This is a genomic window from Belnapia mucosa (assembly GCF_016775475.1).
Lineage (GTDB): Bacteria > Pseudomonadota > Alphaproteobacteria > Acetobacterales > Acetobacteraceae > Belnapia > Belnapia mucosa.
This window is the reverse complement of the sequence record NZ_JAEUXJ010000006.1, coordinates 24,018-46,940: the sequence shown is the minus strand read 5'-3', so window position 1 is coordinate 46,940 and position 22,923 is coordinate 24,018. Positions and strand designations below refer to the sequence as shown.

Sequence of the window (22,923 nt, the reverse complement as noted above, 5' to 3'; positions counted from 1 at the left end):
CCCTATAGGGCGCGCGGCGCATGGGGGCAACCCGCTCCCCCCTTGGCCCTGGCAGGAGGCCGGCCGGCAGCCTATCTCCCCGGAATGGATGCCGTCGCCCCCGCCCGTGAGGAATTGCCGCCCCAGCCCCCCGGCCCGCCGGATGGCGAGCAGCATTTCACTGCCTCGGCGACGGTGCGCGACCTGGTCATCGGCATGGCGGATGGGCTGACCGTCCCCTTCGCCCTCGCCGCCGGCCTTTCGGGCGCCGTCGCCGCCAATCCGCTGATCGTGACCGCCGGCCTGGCCGAGATCGCCGCCGGCTGCGTCGCCATGGGCCTCGGCGGCTATCTGGCAGCCCGGACCGATGCGCAGCATTTCGAGGCCGAGCGGGGTCGCGAGGAGCGGGAGACGCAGGACTATCCCGAGCGGGAGAAATGGGAGGTCTCGGCCATCCTCCACCGCTACGGGCTGCGCGGCGAGACGTTGCGCCAGGCGACCGAGGCGATCGCCGCCGACCGCCGCCGCTGGGTGGATTTCATGATGCGCTTCGAGCTGGAACTGGCCGAGCCGGAACCCGGCCGCGCCGCGCGCTCGGCGGCGACCATCGGCGGGGCTTATGTGGTGGGGGGGATGATCCCGCTCTCGCCCTATATCCTGCTGAGCGAGACCCATGAGGCCCTCATGGTCTCCGCCCTGATGACCGGGCTTGCGCTGCTCGGCTTCGGCTGGCTGAAGGCGCGGGCGACCGGGCTGCCGGCGCTGCGTGGGGCGTTGCAGACCCTCGGCATCGGCGGGCTGGCGGCGGCGGTGGCTTATGTGGTGGCGAAGGCGGTGGGGGGCTGACGCCGCCCACCGCCCGGCCCGTCAGCCGAAGGAGAACATGGCCTCGGTCAGCCCAGCCTTGCCGATGCCCGCCAGGGTGATGCTGCCGCCATCGCCGGTATCGATGGTGACCCCGACCCCGAAGCGGAAGTCCTCGGCCGCGGCCAGAAGCTCATCGAAGCTGTCCAGCTGCGGGCCCAGATCCAGCTCCATCACCGCATCCTGCAAGCCGCCGACCGTGTCCTGCCCATGGTTCGCGCCGATGCGGAGATGGTCCCCGTCCGAGAGGGCGTAGAGTTGATTGCCGGCTCCGTCCACGAAGCGGTCGGCATAGGCCGTGTTGGAGAAGGACTCGAAGCCGGAGAGGCCGTTGGCGGGCGATCCCGCGATCGACAGCGTGCCGGCGGCGAGGTCGACGACCACGCCCGCCCCGACATCGCCCAGCAGCAGGTAGTCCCAGCCGGCGCCGCCGTCGAAGCTGTTGCCGGTGAAATGCAGGCTGTCGGTCGTCAGCATCTCCGGCGCGTACCAGGGCCCGATGGAGAGCTTCAGCGTCAGGGTGTCGTCGCCGGCCCCGAGCGCGATGCGGCTGTCGGTGAGTTCGAGCAGGCTATGGCCGGCCCTGCCGTCCGCGCCGTCGCTCCCGGCGGACCAACCAAGAAAGGTCTGCGTGATCCAGCCACTGGTCGTCGTGCCGCCGGCAGAGCCCGGATAGCCATGACCGCCCTGCCCGCCAGCCCCGGCCGTGGCCGACAGGGTCAGCGTCACCTCGTCATGGCCGGTGCCACCGGCCAGATTCGCCTGCGCGATCCGGGCCGTGGCGTCACCGCCATTCCCGCCATTGCCGCCATCGCCGCCGGGGCTGCCGGCGGTAAAGGTCATGAGGATGACCGGCTCGTTGGTGTCCGGATTGGCGTGCATCTCGCCGCTCAGGCCAAATCCTGGGGAGCCACCTTCCCTGCCGGCAGCGCCGCTGGCCCCGGTCGCGCTGGCGAGCAGCCCGAGGACCATCCCGACACGCGCCGTCACGGCGAAGTCTGAAATCTCGGCCACGGCCGCGCCGCCGGCCCCGCCCGCGCCGCCATCCGTGGCGGCCCCGCCGACCGCGCCGGAGCCAGCCTGCGGGCCCGCCACGAAATATTCCCTGCTGCCGCTGTCGCCGATGCCGCCGGTCGCCGAGGCCGCGACCCACACCACCAGCCCGTCCGCGACGATATCGGTATCGGCAACCGTCGCATGGGCGGAACCGCCATCGCCACCCGGGGCAGCACCGCCCCCATTCCCGCCCACGCCGCCGACGGCCGTGACCACGCCGTTGTGAGTCTGGTTGCTGCCCGCGGGCTGGCCGGGCGCACTGCCCCCGGCGAACCCGCCCCGGTTGCCTGCGGCGGTGGCATGCAGGCTGACGATCTCGACGCCCTGGAAGTCCTGGCCTTCGATACGGGCCGAGCCATTCCCGGCATCGCCGCCCGCCCCCGCGGCGCCGCCATGGCCGCCATCGCCGGAATACCAGACGTCACCGATCTTCCAGGAGCCCGCCGGCTCGCCCACGCTGCCCGAGCCGCCATGGCCACCCTCGCCGCCATAGCCATAGCGGCTGATCGCCACCGAATCCGAGAACTGGCCGCCGATCCAGTGATGGTCGGTCGCCAGCGACAGCACGGAGGCACCGTCCGTGCCCGCGCCACCGGCCTCGCCATAGCCGACCCCGTGCGCGCCATCGATGCCGCGCGCGCCGATCGCGGCCTGGTCGTCATGGACATCCAGCGGATTGGCCACCGTCAGGGTGAAGGCCTGCGCCTTGCTCAGCCCACCCTTGTCGAAGGCGGTCACCGTGAGCTGGAGGGTCGAAGCCGGCAGCGCCACGCTGTCCTTCAGCTTCAGCATGCCGTCCCGCACCTCGAACCGGTTGTCGGACAGCCGGTAGCGGACATTGTCGCCGGCATCCGGGTCGACCACCTGCAGGCTGCCGACCACCGCGCCGCGCTGATTCTCCTTAAGCTGGGTGAAGGACAGCAGCACCGCGGACGGCGCCTCGTTCACGTCCTGCACGCCGATGGTGAAGCCCTTGCTGACCGACAGCCCGCCCTTGTCGGTCGCCGTCACGGTCAGGGCGAGGCTCGCTCCGGCCTCGTGGTTGAGGGCGATGCCCGCCTTCAGCTTCAGCCGGCCCGACACCACCTCGAACCGGTCGTCCGAGACGGTCCAGGCGAAGGAGTCCCGCGTATCCGGGTCGAAGGCGCGCAGGCTGCCCAGCACGGCGCCCGCCGCATTCTCCCGGATGCTCGTGGCCGAGAGGGTGATGTCGGTCGGCGCCTCGTTGGCGTCCTGCACCGCGATCCGGAAGTCCTGCGACAGGGCCAGCCCGCCGCGATCGGTGGCCGTGACGGTGACGGTCACGGTCTTCGCCGCCTCATAGTCCAGCGCGATGCCGTCCCGCAGCTTCAGCGCGTTCCCCACCACCTCGAACCGGTCATCGGACACGGTCAGCCGATGGAGGTCGCCGGCATCCGGGTCGCTGACCGCCAGGGTGCCGATGACGGCGCCGGCGGCATTCTCGGCGAGCTTGGCGTTGGACAGCGTGATCCGGGTCGGCGCCTCGTTCGCGTCGGTGACGGCGAAGCTCAGGGTGCGGGTCAGGGTGGCGCCGGCGCGGTCGGTGGCGACGAGCTTCACCTTGGCCGGCTGGCCCCGCAGCGCCTCGAAATCCAGCGCAAAGTCGGGCGCGAGGCTGAGCGTATCGCCGGTCACCACATAGCCCGGCGTCAACACCGACCAGGTGAGGCTGTCGCCGCTATCGGGATCGGTCCCCGAGAGGGTGCCGATGACGGCGCCCTTCTGGTTCTCGGCCACCGGGAGGGCGGCCAGGGAAATGCTGGTCGGGGCGCGGTTCGGCATCGACGGTCCTTGCTGCGAGATAGCAGGGACCTAGATGCTTCCAAATCGTATCCAAAACAATCCGTATTCGCACCAAATCGTGATCCCGGCGCCGTCCCAGCGGGCAGCCGCGGCCCTCTCCCTCGTCAGAGCGCCCTGTTCGCCCGCGCCACCACCGCCTCGAACAGCACCTGGCACCCCGCCTCCGCCTCGCCCGGCTCGATGCTCTCCGCCTCGTTGTGGCTGAGCCCGTCCTTGCAGGGGGTGAAGATCATCGCCGTCGGCACGCTGCGGGCCACATAGACCGCGTCATGCCCGGCGCCGGAGACGATCTCCCGCGCCGGCAGGCCGAGCCGCACCGCCGCCTGCCGGACCAGATCGACGCAGCCCGGATCGAAGGGCTGGGCCGGCAGGCGGAACAGCTCCTCCAGCTTCAGGGGCGTCCCGCAATCGCGGGCGATGAAGCCGGCCTCGCGCGGAAATTGCGCCGCCAGCCGCTCGATCTCGGCAAAGTCGGGATGGCGGAATTCGACGCTGAACCGCACCTCGCCGGGGACGACGTTGCGGCTGTTGGGCAGCACATGCAGCTGCCCGACCGTGCCGCGCCCATCCTCGCCGCGGGCCCGCATCATGCGGTCCACCAGGTCGATGATGCGCGCCGCGCAGACCAGCGCATCGCGCCGCGCGGAGGGCGGCGTCGTCCCCGCATGCGCATCCTGCCCGGTGACGACCGCATCGTACCAGACCTGCGCCTGCGCCCCGGTGACGATGCCGATCTGCTTGCCTTCCTTCTCGAGGATCGGCCCCTGCTCGATATGCAGCTCGAAATAAGCATCGGCCGGGAAGGGCTTGGCCGGCACCTCACCCTTGTAGCCGATGCCGGTCAGCGCCTCCTCGACCGAGACGCCCTCGACATCCTTCAGGCCATAGACCTTTTCCAGCGGATAGATGCCCGCCCAGGCGCCGCTGCCCATCAGGGAATGGCCGAAGCGGCTGCCCTCCTCATCGGTCCAGTTGACCAGCTCGATCGGCGCCTCGGTCTGGATGCCGAGGTCATGCAGGCTCCGCATCACCTCCAGCCCGGCGATGACGCCGAGCGCGCCGTCGAATTTCCCGCCCGAGGGCTGGCTGTCGAGATGGCTGCCCATCAGCACCGGCAGGCGCTTCGGGTCGCGCCCCTCCCGCCTGGCGAACATATTGCCGATGGCATCCACCCGCACGGTGAGGCCGAGCGCCTCGCACCAGCCGCGGAAGCGCTCCCGCCCCTGCCGGTCCACATCGGTCAGCGTGAGGCGCTTCACGCCGCCCTTCGGCGTGGCGCCGATCTCGGCCATGCTCATCAGGCTGTCCCACAGCCGCTTGCCGTCGATCCGCTGGTTGGTGCCGCTCATCGCCAAGATCCCCTGCTGCCCGCGCCATAGGCCGGGGCGGCGCGGCGGGCAAGGCTTGGCATGCCGCCCGCTCGGGCACGGTCATGCACCCCATATCCCCGCTCCGCACCTTCGTTTGCGCGAGCGAATTACCTCGATCAGGTGGTCCCGGTCGACCGGAGCTTGCTCCAGGTCACGAGCATCATGCAGCGCCCCTTATCGGAACGGGCGCTTCATTGCTCCGCAGTGCCCGTTCGATCATGCGCTGGGCGATTTCCCGCTCGCCCATGACGGTCAGGTCAGCGCCAAGCTGGGTCAGATATTGCACCTCTGCATCCGAGTGGGCCCGGGCCACGATTTCCAGAGCCGGGTTGGCGCGACGCGCCTGCTGTACCACCTGGCCAGCCTCGAATGCCTGAGGGATGGTGACCAGGAGCCGTCGCGCCGCAGCCAGGTTCGCTGCGGCCAGCACCTCGGGGTCGGCAGCGTTGCCAACCACGACTTCCGCCCCGTCCCGCCGTGCTGCCGCGATCGCCGCCTCACCTTCCTCGAATACGAGTATCGGTCGTCCTGCGGCGACCAGGCTATGTCCCAGCAGGGATCCTACACGGCCATATCCGACGATGACGTCGTGATCCTCCAGGGCGGTGACTGCGACGGGCACGGAAGCGGCGCCATCGGCTGTGCCACCTGCCCCGGCTTGGGTTTCGGGAGCCGACACCGTCGGCTGGATCGGCTCCGGCGCTGAACGTGGCACGATCTGCACCCGACCGCGCTCCACCGCCGCGAACAGAAAGGGATTGGCCAGGATCGACAGGATGGCCCCGGCGAGGATCAGGTCGCGCCCTTCCGGCGAGAGCAGCCCAAGGCCTACGCCGAGCCCGGCCAGGATAAAGGAGAACTCGCCAATCTGGGCAATGCTGGCCGCAATGGTCCAGGCGGTCGGTCCTGGTTGGCCCAGCAGGCGGGCCGTGGCGAAAGCGGCAGCCCCGTTCCCGCCAACAATCAATGCCAGCGTGGCCAGCACCGCCCAAGGCCGCTCCCACAGCACATACGGGTTGAACAACATGCCGACGGAGACGAAGAACAGCACGGCAAAGGCGTCACGGAGTGGCAGCGCCTCTTCGGTCGCCCGCTGACTGAGCGGGCTTTCCGCCAGCACCATCCCTGCGAAAAAGGCGCCCACCGCGAAGGAGACGCCAAACAATGTCGCTGCCCCATACGCCACTCCGATAGCGATGGCGTAGACGGCCAGGCGGAACAGCTCGCGCGAGCCCGTATGGGCGGAATAGTGCAAGATCATCGGTACCAGGCGACGCCCGGCGATGAGCATGAGCGCGATGAAGGCAGCGACCTTGGCGATGGTCACGCCCACTGCGGTGGCGATGTCCTCCCAGGACGCATTTCCGTCTCCCGCCCCGCCCAGGGTCGGCAGCAGCACCAGGGCGATGACCATGGCGAGGTCCTGGACGATCAGCCAACCAACCGCCATGCGCCCGCGATCGGTGTCCAGCAGGCGTCGCTCCTGCAGCGACTTCGTCAGCACCACCGTGCTGCCGCAGGCGAGTGCCAGGCCAAAGACAAAGCAGGCACCCAGGGACCAGGCAAAGCTCCAGCCAAGCGCCATGCCAAGCAAGGTCGTCAGGCTGAGTTGAGCGATTGCTCCGGGCAGTGCGACAGCACGTACCGAGATCAGGTCCGCAAGGGAGAAATGCAGCCCGACAGCGAAGAGCAGGAGGATGACGCCGATCTCGGCGAGCTGGCTGGCCAACTCCTGGTCGGCGACGAAGCCCGGCGTGAAAGGGCCCACCACGATGCCAGCCAACAAGTAGCCGACCAGCGGCGATATGCGCAGCCGGTGCGCGGCAATGCCGAAGCCAAAAGCGAGCACCAGGCCAGCGGCAATGGTGCTGATAAGAGGCGTCTGATGCACGGTCAAACTCGCGCTCCGAATCGGTAAAGCCGTGACCAGCGATTTATCATGCTGATCTCTCCACATCCTCTACGATTCGGCCCCGAACGAATCAGGCCATGGACGCGCGATCCCGTTCGTCCAATGAGAGCAGGCGCACCGGACCATCACCTCGGCCGAGCCTGCCCGCATGCAGACCCGGTCTGCCGGGCTGCAACGCGGGCAATAGTCCATCGCAATGATAGGGCTTCGCCAGGGCCCCTGCCTACCAGACCGGCCAGAGCCCCGGCGTCGCCAGTTCCAGCAGGTTGCCGTCCGGGTCGCGGAAATAGATGCTGGTGCTGCCACGCGGCCAGCGCGTCCGGCCCTCGATGGTGATGCCATGCGCCGCCAGCCGCGCCTCCCAGTTCGGCAGCGCCTCGGCTGTCACGGCGAGCGCGGCATGGACGCCGCCCATGCCGTCATGCGGCGGGATGGTGCCACCCGGCAGATGCACCGTCTCGGTCGTGCTGCCCTTCAGGAAGACCAGCAGCGCGCTCCGTCCGCCGACCGGATAGGCCGTCAGCCGCTCATCCGCGAACATGGGCGAGAGGCCGAGCGCGCCCTCATAGAAGCCCCGGGCCCGCGCCATATCCGCGGCATAGAGGGCCGTCTCCAGGACACCGGCAAGGGGCGGGGCATCGCTCATCCGTGCATCCTCCCCCCGGGCCGCCCCCCTCGCAAGCCGGGGGATGGCACACGATATGGCGGGAATGCAGCGGCGCCTCTTCCTCGCCAGCCTTTTCCTCGCCCCCGCCGCGGCGCTCGCCGAGCCCAGCCCGGCCGAGCGGCAGCGTCAACTCGAGGCCTGGTGGGCCCGGCAGCGGGAGAAGGAGGCGACCGACCGCGCCATCAACGGCCCGCGCGAGGCCCGGCGCAACCTGACCCGCGACCAGCATGAGCGCTGGAACCGGCAGAACGACCGAAGGCGCGGTATCCCGGCCTATCCCTTCTGATCAAGCCCGCATCAGCACCCGCACATGCGCCGCCGTGCTGCTGGCGAGCGCATCGAGGTCGTAGCCGCCCTCCAGCAGGCTCACCACCCGCCCCCCGCAGCGCCGCTCCGCGATGGCACAGAGCTCGGCGGTCAGCCAGGCGAAATCCGGCTCCCGCAGGCGGAGCTGCGCCAGCGGGTCGCGCGCATGGGCGTCGAAGCCGGCCGAGATCACCAGCAATTGGGGATCGAAGCCGTCGATCGCCGGCAGCAGCCCCTGCCAGGCCTCGCGGAACTCGGCCCCATCCGCGCCCGGCCGCAGCGGCGCGTTGAAGATATTGCCCACCCCCCTCTCCCGCCGGTCGCCGGTGCCGGGATAGAGCGGCCATTGATGCGAGGAGGCATAGAGGATCGTCCCATCCGCCTCGACGCAGGCCTGGCTGCCGTTGCCATGGTGGACATCGAAATCGAGGATGGCGACGCGCTCCGCCCCATGCGCCGCCTGGGCATGGCGCGCGGCGACGACCGCATTGGCGAAGAAGCAGAAGCCCATCGGCCGGGCCGGTTCGGCATGGTGGCCGGGCGGGCGGGTGGCGCAGAAGGCCCGCCGCACCTCGCCCCGCATCACCGCATCCACCGCGGCGACGGCGGCGCCGGCAGCGCGGAGCGCGGCCTCGGCGCTGCCCTCGCTCATCACCGTATCCGCATCCATCGCCACGCTCTCGCCCGGGCCGGGGCGGACCTGCATGATCGCGTCAACGTAGTTGCGCGGATGGGCGCGCTCGAGCTGCTCGACCGTGGCCTCCGGCGCCTCGCCGCGGATGAGGTCGCTGAACTCCTCCGCCTCCAGCGCCCGCAGCACGGCGCGAAGCCGGTCGGGGCATTCGGGGTGGTAGTCGCCGGGGTCGTGCCGGAGGCAGGCGCGGTGCGAGAGGAGCAGGACGCTCATGCCGCCACCCGCTTGCGGAGGACGAAGCGCAGCACCCCCTCGGCCTCGGTCGCCTCGACCAGCTCATGCCCGGTCTCGGCGCAGAAAGCGGGAAAATCCTTCCGCGCCGCCGGATCGGTGGCGAGCACCACCAGCGCCGCCCCGGGCGGCAGGCCGCGCAGCGCCTTGTTGGCCTTGAGCACCGGCAGGGGACAGGAGAGCCCCTGCACATCGAGCAGCGTTTCCGACATTCTGCGAGTGCAGCACCCGCCCCACCAGGATGGCAAGCACCATGGCACTCCGTCTCGGCATCGATCTCGGCGGCACCAAGACCGAGATCGTGGCGCTGGACGCGGCCGGGGCCATCCGCCTCCGCCGCCGCGCCCCGACGCCGCCCGACTATGCCGGCGTCATCGCCCTGATCGGCGGGCTGGTCGAGGCTGCCGAGGCGGAGCTGGGGGCCACGGGCACGGTCGGCATCGGCATCCCCGGCAGCCTCTCCCCGGCGACGGGGCTGGTGCGCGGGGCGAATTCCACCTGGCTGAATGGTGGCAGGCTGGATGCTGATATCACCGCCCGGCTCGGCCGCCCGGTCCGCATCTCGAATGACGCGAACTGCCTGGCGATGAGCGAGGCGGCGGATGGCGCAGGGGCGGGTTTCCGCACCGTCTTCGCCGTCATCCTCGGCACCGGGGTCGGGGCCGGGATCACGATCGGGGGCCGCATCCAGGAAGGCCGCAACCGCATCGCCGGCGAATGGGGCCACAACCCGCTGCCCTGGATGATGCCCGAGGAGTATCCCGGCCCCGCCTGCTGGTGCGGCAGGCATGGCTGCATCGAGACCTTCCTCTGCGGCCCGGCGCTCGCTGCCGCGGCCGATGGGCCGGGCGCCCGCGATGCCGGCCCCCTCCCCGCCCGTGCCGAGGCCGGGGATGCGGCCGCCGCCTGCGCCCTGGCCCAACATGCCGACCGGCTGGCCCGGGCCCTGGCGCATGTGATCAACCTGCTCGACCCCGATTGCATCCTGCTGGCCGGCGGCCTGTCCAACATGGCGCATCTCTATGAGGCAGTGCCGCGGCGCTGGCGCGCCTTCGTCTTCTCGGATGTCGTGGAGACGCCGTTGCTGCGGGCGCGGCATGGCGACAGTTCCGGCGTGCTGGGCGCCGCCAGGCTCTGGGATGCCGGCTGAGCTGCGGGCCGGCGCCGCCTATGCCGCGGCGATGTTCGGCCTCGGCGCCCTGCTCGGCCCGGTGCGGGAGCTGGTCCTGGCGCCGCGATTCGGCCCGACCGCTGCGGCGGCGCTGGAGGCGGTGCCGATGCTGATCGGCATGGCCATCCTGGCGCCGGTGCTGGCCCGCCGCTTCGGCCGCCCGGCCCCGCTCGGCATGGGCGCGGCCGGCCTGGTCCTGCTGGTGCTGGCCGAATCGGCGCTCGACCTGGCCGTGCGCGGCCATCTCCTCTGGGCCGAGCGCGCCACGACGCCGGCCGGCTGGATCGGCCTTGGCCTGCTTGCCGCCTTCGGCGCCATGCCGGCGCTGCGGCTCCGCTGATGCCCGCCCTCTGCCGCGACTGCTTCCGGGAGGTCCCCGAGGCGCGGGCCGCCTGCCCCGCCTGCGGCTCCCGCCGCCTCGTCCGCCATGCGGAGCTGTTCAGCCTGACCGTCGCCCATATCGATTGCGACGCCTTCTATGCCAGCATCGAGAAGCGCGACCGACCGGAGCTGCTGGCCCTGCCCGTCATCGTCGGCGGCGGCAAGCGCGGCGTCGTCGCGGCCGCCTGCTACATCGCCCGCACCCGCGGCGTGCGCAGCGCCATGCCGATGTTCAAGGCGCTCCGGCTCTGCCCCGATGCCGTCGTCATCAAGCCGGACATGGCGAAATACGCCGCCGCCGCCCGACAGATCCGCGGCCTGATGGAGGGCCTCACCCCCCTGGTCCAGCCGCTCTCGATCGATGAGGCGGTGCTCGACCTGCGCGGGACCGCGGCCCTGCACCGCGCCCCGCCCGCCGCCGTGCTCGCCCGCTTCGCCCGCGCGGTGGAGCGGGAGGTGGGCGTCACCGTCTCCATCGGCCTCGCCGCCAACCGCCTGATGGCCAAGCTCGCTGCCGAGCGGGACAAGCCGCGCGGCTTCGCCGTCATCGGCGCGGGCGAGGCACCGGCCTGGCTGGCGCCGCAGCCCGTCACCCTGCTGCCGGGCGTCGGGCCGGCGCTGGCCCGCAAGCTGGAGGCGGCGGGCTTCACCCGGCTCGGGCAGTTGGCGGCGCTCACCCCGATCGAGGCGGCACGGCGCTTCGGCGAGGATGGGCCGGGCCTCGCCGCCCGCGCCCGGGGCGAGGACAGCCGGCCGGTGAATCCGGAGCGCGAGACGAAAAGCATCAGCGCCGAGACCACCTTCGACCGCGACCTTGCCGCCATCCCCGATCTCGAGGCGCCGCTCTGGCGCATGTGCGAGAAGTTGGCCCGCCGGCTGCGGGAGAAGGAATTGGCCGCCGCCGGCGTGGTGCTGAAGCTGAAGACGGCCGGCTTCGCCCTGCGCACCCGCAATGCCCGCCTCCCCTCCCCGACCCGCCTGCCGGAGACCCTCTTTGCCGCCGCCCGGCCGCTGCTGCTGCGGGAGGCCGATGGCACCCCCTTCCGCCTGATCGGGATCGGTGCCCAGCCCCTCGCCCCCGCCACCGGCGCCGATCGCGGCGACCTGGCCGACCCCGAGGCACCGCGCCGTGCCGCCCGCTGGCAGGCGGTGGAGGCGCTGCGGGCCCGCTTCGGCGAGGCCGCGGTGGTCCAGGGCCGCGGCCTCAAGCCCCGCGCGTGACGGCGGCCCGCCGCCGCGCTACAGCCCAGGCCATGCTCCCGATCTCCCCCGCAATCCCGCGCGCGGCGCTGGTCACCGGCGGCGCCAAGCGCCTCGGCCGCGCCATCGCCCTCAGCCTGGCCGAGGCCGGCTTCGACATCGCCATCCATTATGCCGGCAGCGCCGATGCCGCCGCCGAGACGGCGGAGGCGATTCGCGCCCACGGCCGCCGCGCCGTGACGCTGCGTGCCGATCTGGGTGTGGAAGCCGAGACGGCTGCCCTGCTGCCCGATGCCGCCGCCGCGCTCGGCCCGATCGGCGTGCTGGTGAACAATGCCAGCACCTTCGAGCGCGACGAGTGGCACGACGCCAGCCGCGAAAGCTGGGACCGGCATCTGGAACCCAATCTCCGCGCCCCCTTCCTGCTGGCCCAAGGCCTGGCCCGCGCCCTGCCGGACGGGGCCGAGGGGCTGGTGCTGAACATGCTGGACCAGCGGGTCTGGTCGCTGACGCCGCATTTCACCAGCTACACCCTCTCCAAGGCCGGGCTCTGGGCCCTGACCCGGACCCTGGCCCTGGCGCTCGCCCCGCGCATCCGGGTGAACGGCATCGGCCCCGGCCCCGCCCTGCCGAGCCCGCGCCAGACCGAGGAGCAATTCCGCCGCCAGTGCCAGTCCGTGCCGCTCCGCCACGGCACCAGCCCGGAGGAGATCGCCCGTGCCGCGATCGCCATCCTCGCCCTGCCCTCGATGACCGGGCAGATGATCGCCCTCGATGGCGGGCAGCACCTGCAATGGGCGCCGAGCCCCGAATCCGGGGCGCCCGAGGAATGAGCGGCGCTTTCGCCCCCGATGCGGCCGGGCGGCTCCGCCTGGTCTTCGTGCGTGGCCTCGAATTGCAGGCCCGCCTCGGCATCTACCCGCATGAGAAGGCCCAGCCCCAGCGCGTCATTGTCGGCGTGGAGTTGGCGGTGGAGGACGAGGCCGCCCCCGCCTCGGTCGGTGCCGACGAACTGCGCCGGGTGGTGGATTACGAGCGGGTGGTCCGCGCCGCCCGCGCCGCGGTGGCGGCGGGCCATATCCTGCTGGTCGAGACCCTGGCCGAGCGCATCGCCCTGGCCGCCCTAGCCGATCCGCGGGTGCAGCGCGCCCGGGTCTCGGTCGAGAAACCCGAGGCCTTTCACGATGTTGCCAGCGTCGGGGTGGTCATCGAGAGAGTGAGAGCCGAGATGACAATGGGATGACACGTCGGCAACGGTTCGCCGCGAAAGTCATCCACCGGAAAAATTGGCCGTGAGCGCGTCCGGGGCCTGTCAAGTGAAGAAGGGCTCTTGACTGGCCAGCAACAAGGCTGAAACACACGAAACTAGCGTTTTCAATGGGTTGCGATATTGCTTAATTTTTGGGCAAACCAGTGTGGCTGGCGGATGACAGCCATTTTCCGGCGAATGCCCGCCGCCGGTCCACAGACTTGTCCACAGGATCGGTGGAGAAACCCGCCTTGTCCACGGCAACCGCCGCCCCCTAATCGACTCCCATGAGTCAAGCCGATTCCGCACCGAATGACGCCCCACCGGTGCTCGAAGGCGTCCGGGTGATCGAACGGGCGCTCGCCACCCTTCCCCTCTCCCCCGGCGTCTACCGCATGCTCGATGCCCGGGGCGACGCGCTCTATGTCGGCAAGGCCCGGGCGCTGAAGAAGCGGGTGGTCGCCTATACCCAGATCGCCCGCCTGCCCGAACGCCTGCGCCGCATGGTCCATGAGACCCGGAGCCTCGAGGTCATCACCACCGCCTCCGAGGCGGAGGCGCTGCTGCTCGAGGCCAACCTCATCAAGAAGTTGCGGCCTCGCTACAATATCGTCCTGCGGGACGACAAATCCTATCCCTGGCTGGTCCTGACCGAGGACCACCCCTATCCGCAGATCACCAAGCATCGCGGGGAACGCCGCAAGGGCGCCAGCTATTGGGGCCCCTTCGCCTCCGCCTGGGCGGTGAACCAGACCCTCACGGCCCTGCAGCGCGTCTTCCTGTTGCGCTCCTGCCGCGACACGGTCTTCGACAGCCGCGACCGGCCCTGCCTGCTGTTCCAGATCCGCCGCTGCTCGGCCCCCTGCGTCGACCGCATCTCGAAGGAGGATTATGCGGAGCTGGTGCGGGACGCGAAGCAGTTCCTCTCAGGCGAGACCCCCTCGATCCAGAAGACCCTGGCCCGGGAGATGGAGGAGGCTGCCGAGGCGCTGGAATTCGAGCGCGCGGCGGCCATCCGCGACCGCATCCGCGGCCTGACCCATATCCAGGGCCGCGACCGGATCAATATGGAGGGCATCGGCGATGCCGATGTGGTGGCGCTGCACCAGCTCGCCGGCCAGACCTGCGTGCAGGTCTTCTTCTTCCGCGGCGGCCGCAACAACGGCAACCGGCCCTATTTCCTCTCCAAGGGCGACCAGGGGCCGGAGGAGGTGATGGGCGCCTTCCTCGCCCAGCTCTATGACGACCTGCCGCCCCCGCCCCTGGTCCTGCTGAGCCATGAGCCGGAGGAGCGCGGCCTGATCGCCGAGGCGCTCTCGATCAAGGCCAACCGCAAGGTGGAGCTGCACCGTCCCCAGCGCGGCGACAAGCGCGCCGCCGTCGAGCATGCCGAGACCAATGCCCGCGAGGCGCTGGAGCGCCGCATGGCCGAGGGCACGGCGCAGCAGACCCTGTTGCAGGGCGTGGCCACCCTGTTCGACCTGCCCGCCATGCCGGAGCGGATCGAGGTCTATGACAACAGCCATATCCAGGGCGCCAATGCCTATGGCGTCATGGTCGCGGCCGGGCCCTCGGGCTTCCTGAAGCAGGCCTACCGCAAATTCTCGATCCGCGGCCCGGTGAAGCCCGGCGACGATTTCGGGATGATGCGGGAGGTCTTCGAGCGCCGCTTCGGCCGCGCCCTGAAGGAGGACCCCGAGCGCGAGAGCGGCACCTGGCCGGACCTGGTGCTGATCGATGGCGGCCTCGGCCAGCTGAATGCCGCCCGCGAGATCATGGCCGAGCTCGGCGCGCATGACATCCCGCTGGTCGCCGTCGCCAAGGGGCCGGACCGGGATGCCGGGCGGGAGTGGTTCCACCGCACCGGGCATGCGCCCTTCCAGCTGCCGCCGCGCGATCCCGTCCTCTATTACCTCCAGCGGCTGCGGGATGAGGCGCATCGCTTCGCCATTACCACCCACCGCGCCGGCCGCTCCAAGGCCCTGACCAGGTCCGAGCTGGACGACATCCCGGGCGTCGGCAGCGCGCTCAAGCGGAAGCTGCTGAACCATTTCGGCAGCGCCCGCGGGGTGCGGAACGCGGCGCTGGAGGATCTGGCGAATGCGCCCGGAATCGGCCCGGCGGTGGCGCGGAAGATCCATGACCATTTCCATCCGGGGAATAGCTGAGCCTCCCGAGGCTTGCCCCGCGCCCGCCGCTCGGCCATGACTGCGCCGACATGCCCACCGACCTGCCGAACCTGCTGACGCTGTCGCGCATCGCGGCCATCCCGCTGCTGGTGCTGCTGGTCGCGCTGCGTACGCCCCTGACCGATGCCGCCGCCTGCTGCGTCTTCTCGGCGGCCGCCATCACCGACTATTTCGACGGCAAGATCGCGAGGCAGCGGAAATCCATCTCCGGCTTCGGCCGCATGCTCGACCCCATCGCCGACAAGCTGCTGGTCGCCGCGGCGCTGATGCTGCTGGCCGGGCTCGGCCGGCTGCCCGGCCTCTCGCTCTACCCCGCCATCCTCATCATGCTGCGGGAGATCCTGGTCTCGGGCCTCCGCGAATTCCTCGCCGAGCTCCGCATCGGCCTGCCGGTCACCCGGCTGGCCAAATGGAAGACCGGCTTCCAGATGGGCGCGCTCGGCACGCTGATCGCCGGCGAGACCGGTGCCACGATCTTCCACCTCTCCTTCCTGCCGGTCGCGCTGATCGGCGAGGCGATGCTCTGGACCGCGGCGGCGCTCACCCTCGTCACCGGTTGGGACTATCTCCGCGCCGGGCTGCGTAGCGCCGCCCCGCCGCCGGGCCGGCCGGAGCCCGCCACCCGTCCGTGAGCCTCGCGCCCCTTGAGACTGGTGCGAGGGCGGCGCATCTTTCCAGCATTGCCCGCGCCGGGACCAGCCCGGCCAGGCTTCAGGAGTCGACCATGCGACGGATCCTCCCCTCGGCGGCGGCGCTCGGCCTCGCGGCGCTGCTCGGCGGCTGCGGCTGGGCCAACCGGGCCAGCTACCAGGCCGTGAACGGCATCACCAATGCCGGCGACGCCATCGGCGCGCCCTGGGGCCGGATGGAGGCGACGCCGCCCCAGGAGAGCGAGACCGTCGCCCGCCTCCGCGGCGAGCAGCCGCGGCTCGCCACGCTCCAGGTCGAGCCGGGCAATGTCTGGCCCGCCCAGGAAGGCCCGCGCGCGACGCTGGCCAATCCGGATGCGGCCATGCGCAACATCCCGACCTATCGCCCGGGCGAGCTGGACCGGATGTCGGGCCCGGCCGGCCGCTCCACTTGGCAGCCCACCGATCCGCCGGCCCCGCCCACGGCGCCGGCCGGCATCAACAGCAGCAGCAGCATGCCCCCGCCGGCGCTCCAGCCGAATGACCCGCCGCGCTTCCCGGTCTATCCCTCGCCGGCCGGCGCGAATGCCCCGCCCTCGCCGCGCAACGAGGGGCGCGTGGTGCAGACCCCGCGTGGCCCGGTCACCAGCACCGGCGGCACCGACCGCGTGCAGGGCTATATCGCGCCCAATGGCAGCACCGGCACGCTGCACAATGACGGCAACACCACCACCCTCATCGGTCCGAACGGCCAGGTGACGACCGTTCCGTCGCCGCGATAGGCCGCCCGATGCGGGTGCTCTATTTCGCCTGGGTGCGGCAGCGGGTCGGCATGGCCGAGGAGGAGGTCGCGCCGCCCGAGACGGTGCGCGACGTCGCCGGCCTGATCGCCTGGCTTTCGGCGCGCAGCCCCGGCCATGCCAGCGCCTTCGCCAATCCGCGCACCATCCGTGCCGCGGTGAACCAGGATTTCGCCGGCCCCGATCATCCCGTGGCGGCGAATGACGAGATTGCCTTCTTTCCACCGGTGACGGGCGGATGACGCCGCGCATCGCCATCCAGGAGGCGCCCTTCGACCTGGGCGCCGAATCGGCCCGCCTCACCGCGGGCCGCACGGATGTCGGTGGCCTCGCCAGCTTCGTCGGCCTCTGCCGCGCCGATGACGGCCTGGCGGCGATGGTCCTGGAACACTATCCGGGCATGACCGAACGGGCGATCGACCGCATTGCCCAGGAAGCCGCCGGGCGCTGGCCGCTGCTCGGCTGCACCGTGATCCACCGGGTCGGCCGCCTGCCGCCCGGCGCGCCGATCGTGCTGGTGCTCACCGCCTCCTCGCATCGCGCCGCCGCGCTCGAGAGCTGCGCCTTCCTGATCGACTGGCTGAAGACCGGCGCCCCCTTCTGGAAGCGCGAGGAATGGGCCGACGGCACCGCCCGCTGGGTGGAGGCCAAGGCAGAGGATGACGCCGCCACCGCCCGCTGGGCCCCAGCTTGAACTCCGGCTCGGCGCTCGGGCCGCTCGCCCGGGTGGAGCTGCCCTGCCGCGACCCGCGCCGGCTGCGGGACTTCTACGGCCGGATCCTCGGCCTGCCGCTCAGCGCCGGCGATTCCTCGCTGCGCTTCTCGCTCGGCGTGGTGGAGCTGGTGCTGCGCCAGCGCGGCGACGTGCTGTTTCCCTTCGGCCAATCCGATGCCGGCATCCTGCTCGCCTTCCCGATCGCGGATGCCGAGCTGGACCGGCTTTATCGCCGCATGCTGACCTTGCGGGTCGCGGTGCTGGATGCGCCCGGCCCGACCGGCGCCCCGCCGCGGCTGCTGCGCCTCTCCGACCCGGAGGGCAATGTGGTCGAACTCTTCGCCGCCCCGGCGGGGTGAGGCTGGCGGTCGCCGCGCTGCTGCTCGCCTGGCCGGCGCTGCTGAACCACTACCCGCTGGTCTTCAGCGATACCGGCGCCTTCCTGGCCCTGACCGCCGAGGGCTGGCCGGTCTGGGACAAGCCGCCGGCCTATGGGCTGGCGCTCGGCGCGCTGGGCGCGGGATGGACGCTCTGGCTGCCGCTCCTGGCACAGGCGCTGCTGCTCGCCTGGCTGATCGGGCTGGCGGCGCGGGTCGTCGCCGGACAGGCGGGGGCGGGGTTCCTGCTGCTGGTCTGCGCCGGGCTCGCCGCCGGCAGCGCGGCGCCCTGGTTCGCGGGCCTGCTGCTGCCGGATATCCTGGCGCCCTGCCTGGTGCTGGCCCTCGCCCTGCTCGGTGCCGCGTCGGAGCGGCTGGGGCGCGGCGAGCGGCTCGGCCTGCAGACGCTCGCCGCCTTCGCCATGGCGGCGCATCCCTCGCATCTGCCGCTCGGTGCGGCGCTGGTCCTGCTAATGATGGCCTGGCGCGGGAGGGCCGCGCTGCGCTGCGCCGTCCCGCTCGCCGCCGCGCTGCTGCTGGTGCCGCTCGGCAATCTCGCGCTGCATGGGCGCTTCGCCCTCTCGCCCTATGGCGCCGTCTTCCCCCTCGCCCGGCTGGTGGCGGATGGCCCCGCCGTGCGGACCATCGCCGCGCGCTGCCCGGAGGCGGGCTGGCATCTCTGCCGCTGGGCCGGGCGCCTGCCGGAGGACTCGGATGAATTCCTCTGGTCCGGCGAGGGCCCGGTCTGGACCCATCCCGGCGGCCCGATCGGCCTTACGCCGGAGGCCGCCGCCATCCTTGCCGAGACCCTGCGGCGCGAGCCCTTGGGCGTGCTGCGGGCGGTGCTGGCGAATGGCGGACGGCAGCTGCTGCGCAACCGCGTCGGCGACACGCTGGGACCGGAGAATCTCGCTGGCTCGGTCGGCAAGCAATTGGCGCTCGGCTTCCCGGCAGCCGAGGGGGCGCGCTTCGCCGCCGGCCTGCAGGCGCGCGGGGTGCTGCCGCTCGTGGCCGCGCCTTTCCTGATCCTGCATCCGCTGGTGTTGCTGGCGGGGCTCGGCGGGACGCTGCTCGGCGGCTGGTGGGCGGCGCGGGCGGGGGATGCGCCGCGGCTCGGCCTCGTGCTGTGTGTGCTGGCCGGCATCGCGGTGAACGCGCTGGTCACCGGCGGGCTCTCCGGCCCGCATGACCGCTATGGCGCGCGCCTCGCCTGGCTGCTGCCGCTGGCGGCGCTGCTGGTGCTGCGGCCCGCTACCGGAGCCGCCGCCGCAGCTCCGCCTTGGCGATCTTCTCGAGCGTCGCCCGCGGCATGTCCTCGATCACCAGCACCTCCCGCGGCACCTTGAAATCGGCCAGCGCGGCGCGGCAGGCGGCGATCACCGCCTCCGGCAGCGCCGCCGCATCCACGCCCTCGGCCAAGGTCACGAAGGCGACCGGCACCTCGTCCAGCATCGGATGCGGGCGGCCGACCACCGCTGCCTCCCGCACGCCGGCGACGCCCAGCACCACCCGCTCGATCTCCGAGGCGGCGACATTCTCCGCGCCGACCTTCAGCATGTCCTTGGCCCGGTCGGCGAATTGGATGGAGCCGTCATCGAGCAGCGTCACCAGGTCGCCAGTGTCGAACCAGCCCTCGGCATCGAAGGCCGCCGCCGTCGCCGCTGGGTCGTGCAGATATTCGAGGAACATGGAGACGCCGCGCACGCCGCGGCAGAACAGCGCCCCCGTCTCGCCCGGCGCGACCGGGCTGCCATCCTCGCGCAGGATGCGGATGTCGTATTCCGGGGCGGCGCGGCCGATGGCGCCCGGCCGATTCGGCACATGCAGGCTGCCGACGATGCCGTGGCTGATCGTCTCCGTCATGCCCCACCAGCCGATCGCCGGCACACCCAGCCGCGCCGCCGCCGGCGGGTCCGAGGTGGCGAAGCCGAACATCCGCAGGTGATGGCCGGCCGGGATCTCCGCCTCCAGCACCGCCCGCAGCGAGAACCAGATGAAGGAGACCCAGGTCGTGCGATGCCGCAGCGCCACCGGCCAGAAGCGGCTGGTGGACCACTTCGGCTGCAAGACCACCGTCCCGCCGGCCCAGAGCGTCGCCAGCATGGAATAGCCAAGCGCATTGGCATGGAAGAGCGGGAGGTAGACCTGGTGCACATCCCCCGGCACCAGCCCCTCATGCGCCGCATTCACCCGCGCCGCCCAGAGCGCATTGGCATGGGTCCAGACCACGCCCTTGGGGCGGGAGGTGGTGCCGGAGGTGTAGAGGACGGAGAGCGGCCGCTCCGGCTCCGGCGCTCGCCGCGGCCGGTCGGCGGATTCGGCGAAGAGCGCTTCCCAGTCGGCGGTGCCGGTCACGGTGAGGAAGCGCAAGGCCGGCGCCGCCTCCGCCACCAGCCCGGCCATGCTCGGCTGGGTGATCGCGGCGATGCTGCGGGAATGGCTGGCGTAATAGGCCAGCTCATCCCGCGCCGCGCGGGTATTGGTCAGCACTGCCAGCGCCCCGATCTCGGCGAGCGCGAAATAGGCCAGCAGCAACGCGGGCGCATTCTCGTGGTGGATGAGGACCGGATCGCCGGGGCCGATGCCGCGCCGCGCCAGCCCCGCCGCCAGCCGGCCGACCTCGGCCTGGAAACGGGCATAGGACCAGATTTCATCGGGTCCCTCAGCCGGGGCCCAGATCAGGAAGGGATGGTCGCCCCGCTGCCGCGCCTTGGCCGCGAGCAGCCAGGGCAGGTCCATCCCGGCGAAGGGCCCCGGCATGCCATGCTGGAATCCAGCCATTCGATCTCCTCCCGCTTTGGGCGGAAGGATGTCAGCCCCGCAGCACCGGCACCAGGGACAGCACCAGCAGCGCCGCCATCGCCCGGTTGAACCAGACCAGCGCCCCCGGCCGCCGCAGCACCCGCGCCGCGCCGAGCCCGACCAGCGCCCAGAGCAGCAGGCTGCCGAAGGCGGCCAGGCCGAAGATCGCCGCCAGGAGCGGGGAAGCGCCATAGGCGAGGATGGCCGCCCCGGCGATGACCCAGGCCTTGGGGTTCACCCATTGGAACAGCGCCGCCTGCAGCAGCGTCAGCGGCCGGCCACGCGGCGTCGCACCCGGTGCGGCCGGCGCCGCGGTGGCGATCTTCCAGGCCAGCCACAGCATCCAGGCCGCCCCCACCCAGCGCAGCGCCGCCTGGAGGCCGGGCGAGGCGGCGAGCACCTCCCCCGCCCCCAGCGCCACCAGCACCAGCATCGCCGGGAAGCCGATGGAGACGCCGAGCATATGCGGCAGGCTCCGCCGCAGCCCGAAATTCACCGCCGAGGCCGCGACCATCGCATTGTTGGGGCCTGGCGTCGCCGACATCGCCAGGGCGAAGCCGGTGGCCGAGGCGAGCCAGGCGGCTTCCATGCCCGTTTAGCCCGCCACGGGCACGCGGCTGGTCCAGCCATGCGGATCGTTGCTGCGCCCGTACTGGATGCCGGTGATGCTGTCATAGAGCTTGCGCGTCAGCTCGCCCGTCTCGCCGCCATTGATGAGGATGTCCTCGCCGCGATAGCCGAGCGTGCCGACCGGCGAGACCACGGCGGCGGTGCCCGTGCCCCACATCTCGCGCAGAGTCCCGTCGCGCCCGGCCTGCATCACCTCATCGATCGAGATCGGCCGCTCGGTGACCTTGAGGCCCCAGTCGCGCAGCAGCGTCAGCGCGCTGTTGCGCGTCACGCCATCGAGGATGGTGCCGGCGAGCGGCGGGGTGATCACCTCGTCGCCGATGCGGAGCATGATGTTCATCGTGCCCACCTCGTCGAGGTATTTGCGCTGGACGCCGTCGAGATAGAGCACCTGGGTATAGCCGGCCTTCTCGGCATCGCGCTGGCCTGCCAGGCTCGCAGCGTAATTGGCCGCCGTCTTGGCCTCGCCGAGGCCGCCCTTCACCGCCCGGACATGCGTGTCCGAGGCGAGGATCTTCACTGGCTTCACGCCTTCCTTGTAATAGGCGCCGACCGGCGAGAGGATGAGGAAATAAAGGTAGCTATGCGCCGGATGGACGCCGAGCATCACATCGGTGGCGATGATCGAGGGGCGCAGATAGAGCGAGGTGCCCGGGCGCCGCGGCACCCAGTCGGCCTCCACCGAGACCAGCGCGTCGAAGCTCTGCCGGATGATGTCCACCGGCAACTCCGGCATGCACATGATCGTCGCCGAGGTGTTCAGGCGCTGCGCATGTCGGTCGGCGCGGAACAGGCGGATGGTGCCATCGGCGCCGCGGAAGGCCTTCAGCCCGTCGAACACCGCCTGGCCGTAATGCAGCACCGTCGTCGCCGGATCCATCGGGATCGGGCCATAGGGGACGATCCGCGGCGAATGCCAGCCCTTCCCCTCGGTATAGTCCATCAGGAACATATGGTCCGTCAGGGCGCGGCCGAAGGCGAGGTTGTCCTCATCCGGCTTCGGCTTCGGGGTGCTTGTGCGGGTGATCGGGAAGTCAGCCATGCTGGTCGTCCTTCAGGGGTTTCGTGGCCGCGTCGCTTGTGGCGCGCAGCGGAGTATTGAAAGGATGCGATAGTCTGGCGGTCTGTTCCGCAATTTCCTTGCTTCGACAGGGGCAAGCTAGACTGGATCGGAAAAATGTGTCAATGACCCTGACCCAATATGTCCTGAAAGGGCAGCATGCCAGCTATGCCGGAACAGACTGACGGCCCGCCGACTGCCGCCCCCGTCGGCGCTGGCCGCAACCTGCTCTTCCTGCGGGAGGAGGAGCTGCGCCTCGCCCAGGACCTGCTCTTCTTCGGCTATCGCGACTTCACCGCCGGCGCCGACCAGATCCTGGCCGAGCTCGATCTCGGCCGGGCGCATCACCGGGTGCTGCATTTCGTCGGCCGAAGGCCGGGCATCACGGTGGGCGACCTGCTCGGCATCCTCGGCATCACCAAGCAGTCGCTCGGCCGCGTGCTGACCCCGCTGGTCGAGCAGGGCTATGTCCTGCAATCCACCGGCCGCAACGACCGCCGCCAGCGCTTGCTCTCCCTGACGCCGAAAGGCGAGGCGCTGGAGCGGCGGCTGTTCGAGCGGCAGCGCGAATGGGTCATGCGCGCCTATCGGGAAGCCGGGCCGGTCGCGGTCGAGGGTTTCCGGCGGGTGATGCGCGGGCTGATGGGCCCCGATGCGCGCAGCCAGCTGGAACGGCTGGAGCAGCCCGCCGACCGCCCCGCGCAGCCCCGCGCTTCCCTTGCGCGCGGCGAGGCCACAGACTGGCCGCGCACGGGGTAGTACCCCCCCCCCGACACCGCGTTGCGGTGTCGCGGCGGCCCCGGTCATGCCAGCCGTA

Annotated in this window: 24 protein-coding genes; 15 read left to right on the top strand and 9 right to left on the bottom strand. The window is 71.3% G+C overall.

Annotated features, from left to right (window positions below):
- The first annotated feature begins 84 nt into the window (after positions 1-84).
- Positions 85-825 (top strand): VIT1/CCC1 transporter family protein, encoded by a 741-nt coding sequence (locus JMJ55_RS15570; RefSeq protein ID WP_202826499.1) that lies wholly within the window; start codon positions 85-87, stop codon positions 823-825.
- A gap of 21 nt (positions 826-846) precedes the next feature.
- Here JMJ55_RS15570 and JMJ55_RS15565 read toward each other — a convergent pair whose 3' ends face one another.
- The 4 genes from JMJ55_RS15565 to JMJ55_RS15550 form a co-directional block, all read right to left on the bottom strand.
- A complete protein-coding gene (locus JMJ55_RS15565; RefSeq protein WP_202826498.1) occupies positions 847-3,702 on the bottom strand; it encodes a cadherin repeat domain-containing protein in 2,856 nt (951 codons plus the stop codon).
- Positions 3,703-3,827: 125 nt separating this feature from the next.
- Complete coding sequence (locus JMJ55_RS15560; protein ID WP_202826497.1) at positions 3,828-5,072, bottom strand: Zn-dependent hydrolase; 1,245 nt, start codon at positions 5,070-5,072, stop codon at positions 3,828-3,830.
- A 181-nt stretch (positions 5,073-5,253) separates the two neighbouring features.
- On the bottom strand, positions 5,254-6,984 hold the full coding sequence (ybaL, locus tag JMJ55_RS15555) for a YbaL family putative K(+) efflux transporter (RefSeq protein ID WP_328702676.1): 1,731 nt from the start codon (positions 6,982-6,984) through the stop codon (positions 5,254-5,256).
- A gap of 244 nt (positions 6,985-7,228) precedes the next feature.
- Positions 7,229-7,651, bottom strand: a complete 423-nt coding sequence (locus tag JMJ55_RS15550) for a VOC family protein (RefSeq protein ID WP_202826495.1) — start codon at positions 7,649-7,651, stop codon at positions 7,229-7,231.
- Positions 7,652-7,715: 64 nt separating this feature from the next.
- Between JMJ55_RS15550 and JMJ55_RS15545 the strand changes: the two genes are divergently transcribed.
- On the top strand, positions 7,716-7,958 hold the full coding sequence (locus JMJ55_RS15545; RefSeq protein WP_202826494.1) for a hypothetical protein: 243 nt from the start codon (positions 7,716-7,718) through the stop codon (positions 7,956-7,958).
- Here the strand turns inward: JMJ55_RS15545 and JMJ55_RS15540 are convergent, their stop codons facing one another.
- Together JMJ55_RS15540 and JMJ55_RS15535 are read right to left on the bottom strand one after the other, a co-directional pair.
- Positions 7,959-8,885, bottom strand: coding sequence for a histone deacetylase family protein (locus JMJ55_RS15540; protein ID WP_202826493.1), 927 nt, complete (start codon positions 8,883-8,885; stop codon positions 7,959-7,961).
- Positions 8,882-9,115, bottom strand: a complete 234-nt coding sequence (locus JMJ55_RS15535; protein WP_202826492.1) for a sulfurtransferase TusA family protein — start codon at positions 9,113-9,115, stop codon at positions 8,882-8,884. Before JMJ55_RS15535 ends, JMJ55_RS15540 begins: the two co-directional genes overlap by 4 nt.
- Positions 9,116-9,156: 41 nt before the next feature.
- Between JMJ55_RS15535 and JMJ55_RS15530 the strand changes: the two genes are divergently transcribed.
- The 12 genes from JMJ55_RS15530 (at position 9,157) to JMJ55_RS15475 (ending at position 18,960) form a co-directional block, all read left to right on the top strand.
- Entirely contained in the window at positions 9,157-10,053 is an 897-nt protein-coding gene (locus JMJ55_RS15530; RefSeq protein ID WP_202826491.1) for an ROK family protein, read from the top strand.
- Positions 10,043-10,414: a hypothetical protein gene (locus tag JMJ55_RS15525; RefSeq protein ID WP_202826490.1), complete on the top strand. Its 372-nt coding sequence runs from the start codon at positions 10,043-10,045 to the stop codon at positions 10,412-10,414. The genes JMJ55_RS15530 and JMJ55_RS15525 overlap by 11 nt, the downstream gene beginning before the upstream one ends.
- Positions 10,414-11,676, top strand: a complete 1,263-nt coding sequence (locus tag JMJ55_RS15520) for a DNA polymerase IV (RefSeq protein ID WP_202826489.1) — start codon at positions 10,414-10,416, stop codon at positions 11,674-11,676. Before JMJ55_RS15525 ends, JMJ55_RS15520 begins: the two co-directional genes overlap by 1 nt.
- Positions 11,677-11,708: 32 nt before the next feature.
- Positions 11,709-12,488 carry an SDR family oxidoreductase gene (locus tag JMJ55_RS15515; protein ID WP_202826488.1) on the top strand — a complete coding sequence of 260 codons (780 nt, stop codon included), beginning with the start codon at positions 11,709-11,711 and terminating at the stop codon, positions 12,486-12,488.
- The gene (gene folB / locus JMJ55_RS15510) at positions 12,485-12,898 is read left to right on the top strand and encodes a dihydroneopterin aldolase (RefSeq protein WP_202826487.1); all 414 of its coding nucleotides are present in this window, start codon (positions 12,485-12,487) and stop codon (positions 12,896-12,898) included. Before JMJ55_RS15515 ends, folB begins: the two co-directional genes overlap by 4 nt.
- A 293-nt stretch (positions 12,899-13,191) precedes the next feature.
- The gene (gene uvrC, locus JMJ55_RS15505) at positions 13,192-15,072 is read left to right on the top strand and encodes an excinuclease ABC subunit UvrC (protein ID WP_202826486.1); all 1,881 of its coding nucleotides are present in this window, start codon (positions 13,192-13,194) and stop codon (positions 15,070-15,072) included.
- 50 nt (positions 15,073-15,122) lie between these two features.
- The gene (gene pgsA / locus JMJ55_RS15500) at positions 15,123-15,725 is read left to right on the top strand and encodes a CDP-diacylglycerol--glycerol-3-phosphate 3-phosphatidyltransferase (protein WP_202826485.1); all 603 of its coding nucleotides are present in this window, start codon (positions 15,123-15,125) and stop codon (positions 15,723-15,725) included.
- 92 nt (positions 15,726-15,817) lie between these two features.
- Entirely contained in the window at positions 15,818-16,504 is a 687-nt protein-coding gene (locus JMJ55_RS15495; RefSeq protein WP_202826484.1) for a hypothetical protein, read from the top strand.
- Positions 16,505-16,512: 8 nt separating this feature from the next.
- Complete coding sequence (moaD, locus tag JMJ55_RS15490; RefSeq protein ID WP_202826483.1) at positions 16,513-16,764, top strand: molybdopterin converting factor subunit 1; 252 nt, start codon at positions 16,513-16,515, stop codon at positions 16,762-16,764.
- Positions 16,761-17,216 (top strand): molybdenum cofactor biosynthesis protein MoaE, encoded by a 456-nt coding sequence (locus JMJ55_RS15485; RefSeq protein WP_202826482.1) that lies wholly within the window; start codon positions 16,761-16,763, stop codon positions 17,214-17,216. The genes moaD and JMJ55_RS15485 overlap by 4 nt, the downstream gene beginning before the upstream one ends.
- Positions 17,213-17,596 (top strand): VOC family protein, encoded by a 384-nt coding sequence (locus JMJ55_RS15480; protein WP_202826481.1) that lies wholly within the window; start codon positions 17,213-17,215, stop codon positions 17,594-17,596. The genes JMJ55_RS15485 and JMJ55_RS15480 overlap by 4 nt, the downstream gene beginning before the upstream one ends.
- On the top strand, positions 17,593-18,960 hold the full coding sequence (locus JMJ55_RS15475; protein WP_202826480.1) for a hypothetical protein: 1,368 nt from the start codon (positions 17,593-17,595) through the stop codon (positions 18,958-18,960). The genes JMJ55_RS15480 and JMJ55_RS15475 overlap by 4 nt, the downstream gene beginning before the upstream one ends.
- Here the strand turns inward: JMJ55_RS15475 and JMJ55_RS15470 are convergent.
- The 3 genes from JMJ55_RS15470 to JMJ55_RS15460 are packed head-to-tail and all read right to left on the bottom strand — an operon-like array spanning position 18,866 to position 22,088.
- The gene (locus JMJ55_RS15470; RefSeq protein ID WP_202826479.1) at positions 18,866-20,395 is read right to left on the bottom strand and encodes an AMP-binding protein; all 1,530 of its coding nucleotides are present in this window, start codon (positions 20,393-20,395) and stop codon (positions 18,866-18,868) included. The two genes, JMJ55_RS15475 and JMJ55_RS15470, sit on opposite strands and share 95 nt — an antisense overlap.
- Before the next feature lie 31 nt (positions 20,396-20,426).
- Positions 20,427-21,005: a LysE family translocator gene (locus JMJ55_RS15465; RefSeq protein WP_202826478.1), complete on the bottom strand. Its 579-nt coding sequence runs from the start codon at positions 21,003-21,005 to the stop codon at positions 20,427-20,429.
- Between the two features lie 6 nt (positions 21,006-21,011).
- Positions 21,012-22,088 carry a branched-chain amino acid aminotransferase gene (locus JMJ55_RS15460; RefSeq protein WP_202826477.1) on the bottom strand — a complete coding sequence of 359 codons (1,077 nt, stop codon included), beginning with the start codon at positions 22,086-22,088 and terminating at the stop codon, positions 21,012-21,014.
- A 186-nt stretch (positions 22,089-22,274) separates the two neighbouring features.
- On the opposite strand from JMJ55_RS15460, the gene JMJ55_RS15455 reads away from it, so the two are divergent.
- On the top strand, positions 22,275-22,865 hold the full coding sequence (locus tag JMJ55_RS15455; RefSeq protein ID WP_202826476.1) for a MarR family winged helix-turn-helix transcriptional regulator: 591 nt from the start codon (positions 22,275-22,277) through the stop codon (positions 22,863-22,865).
- Positions 22,866-22,923 lie beyond the last annotated feature (58 nt).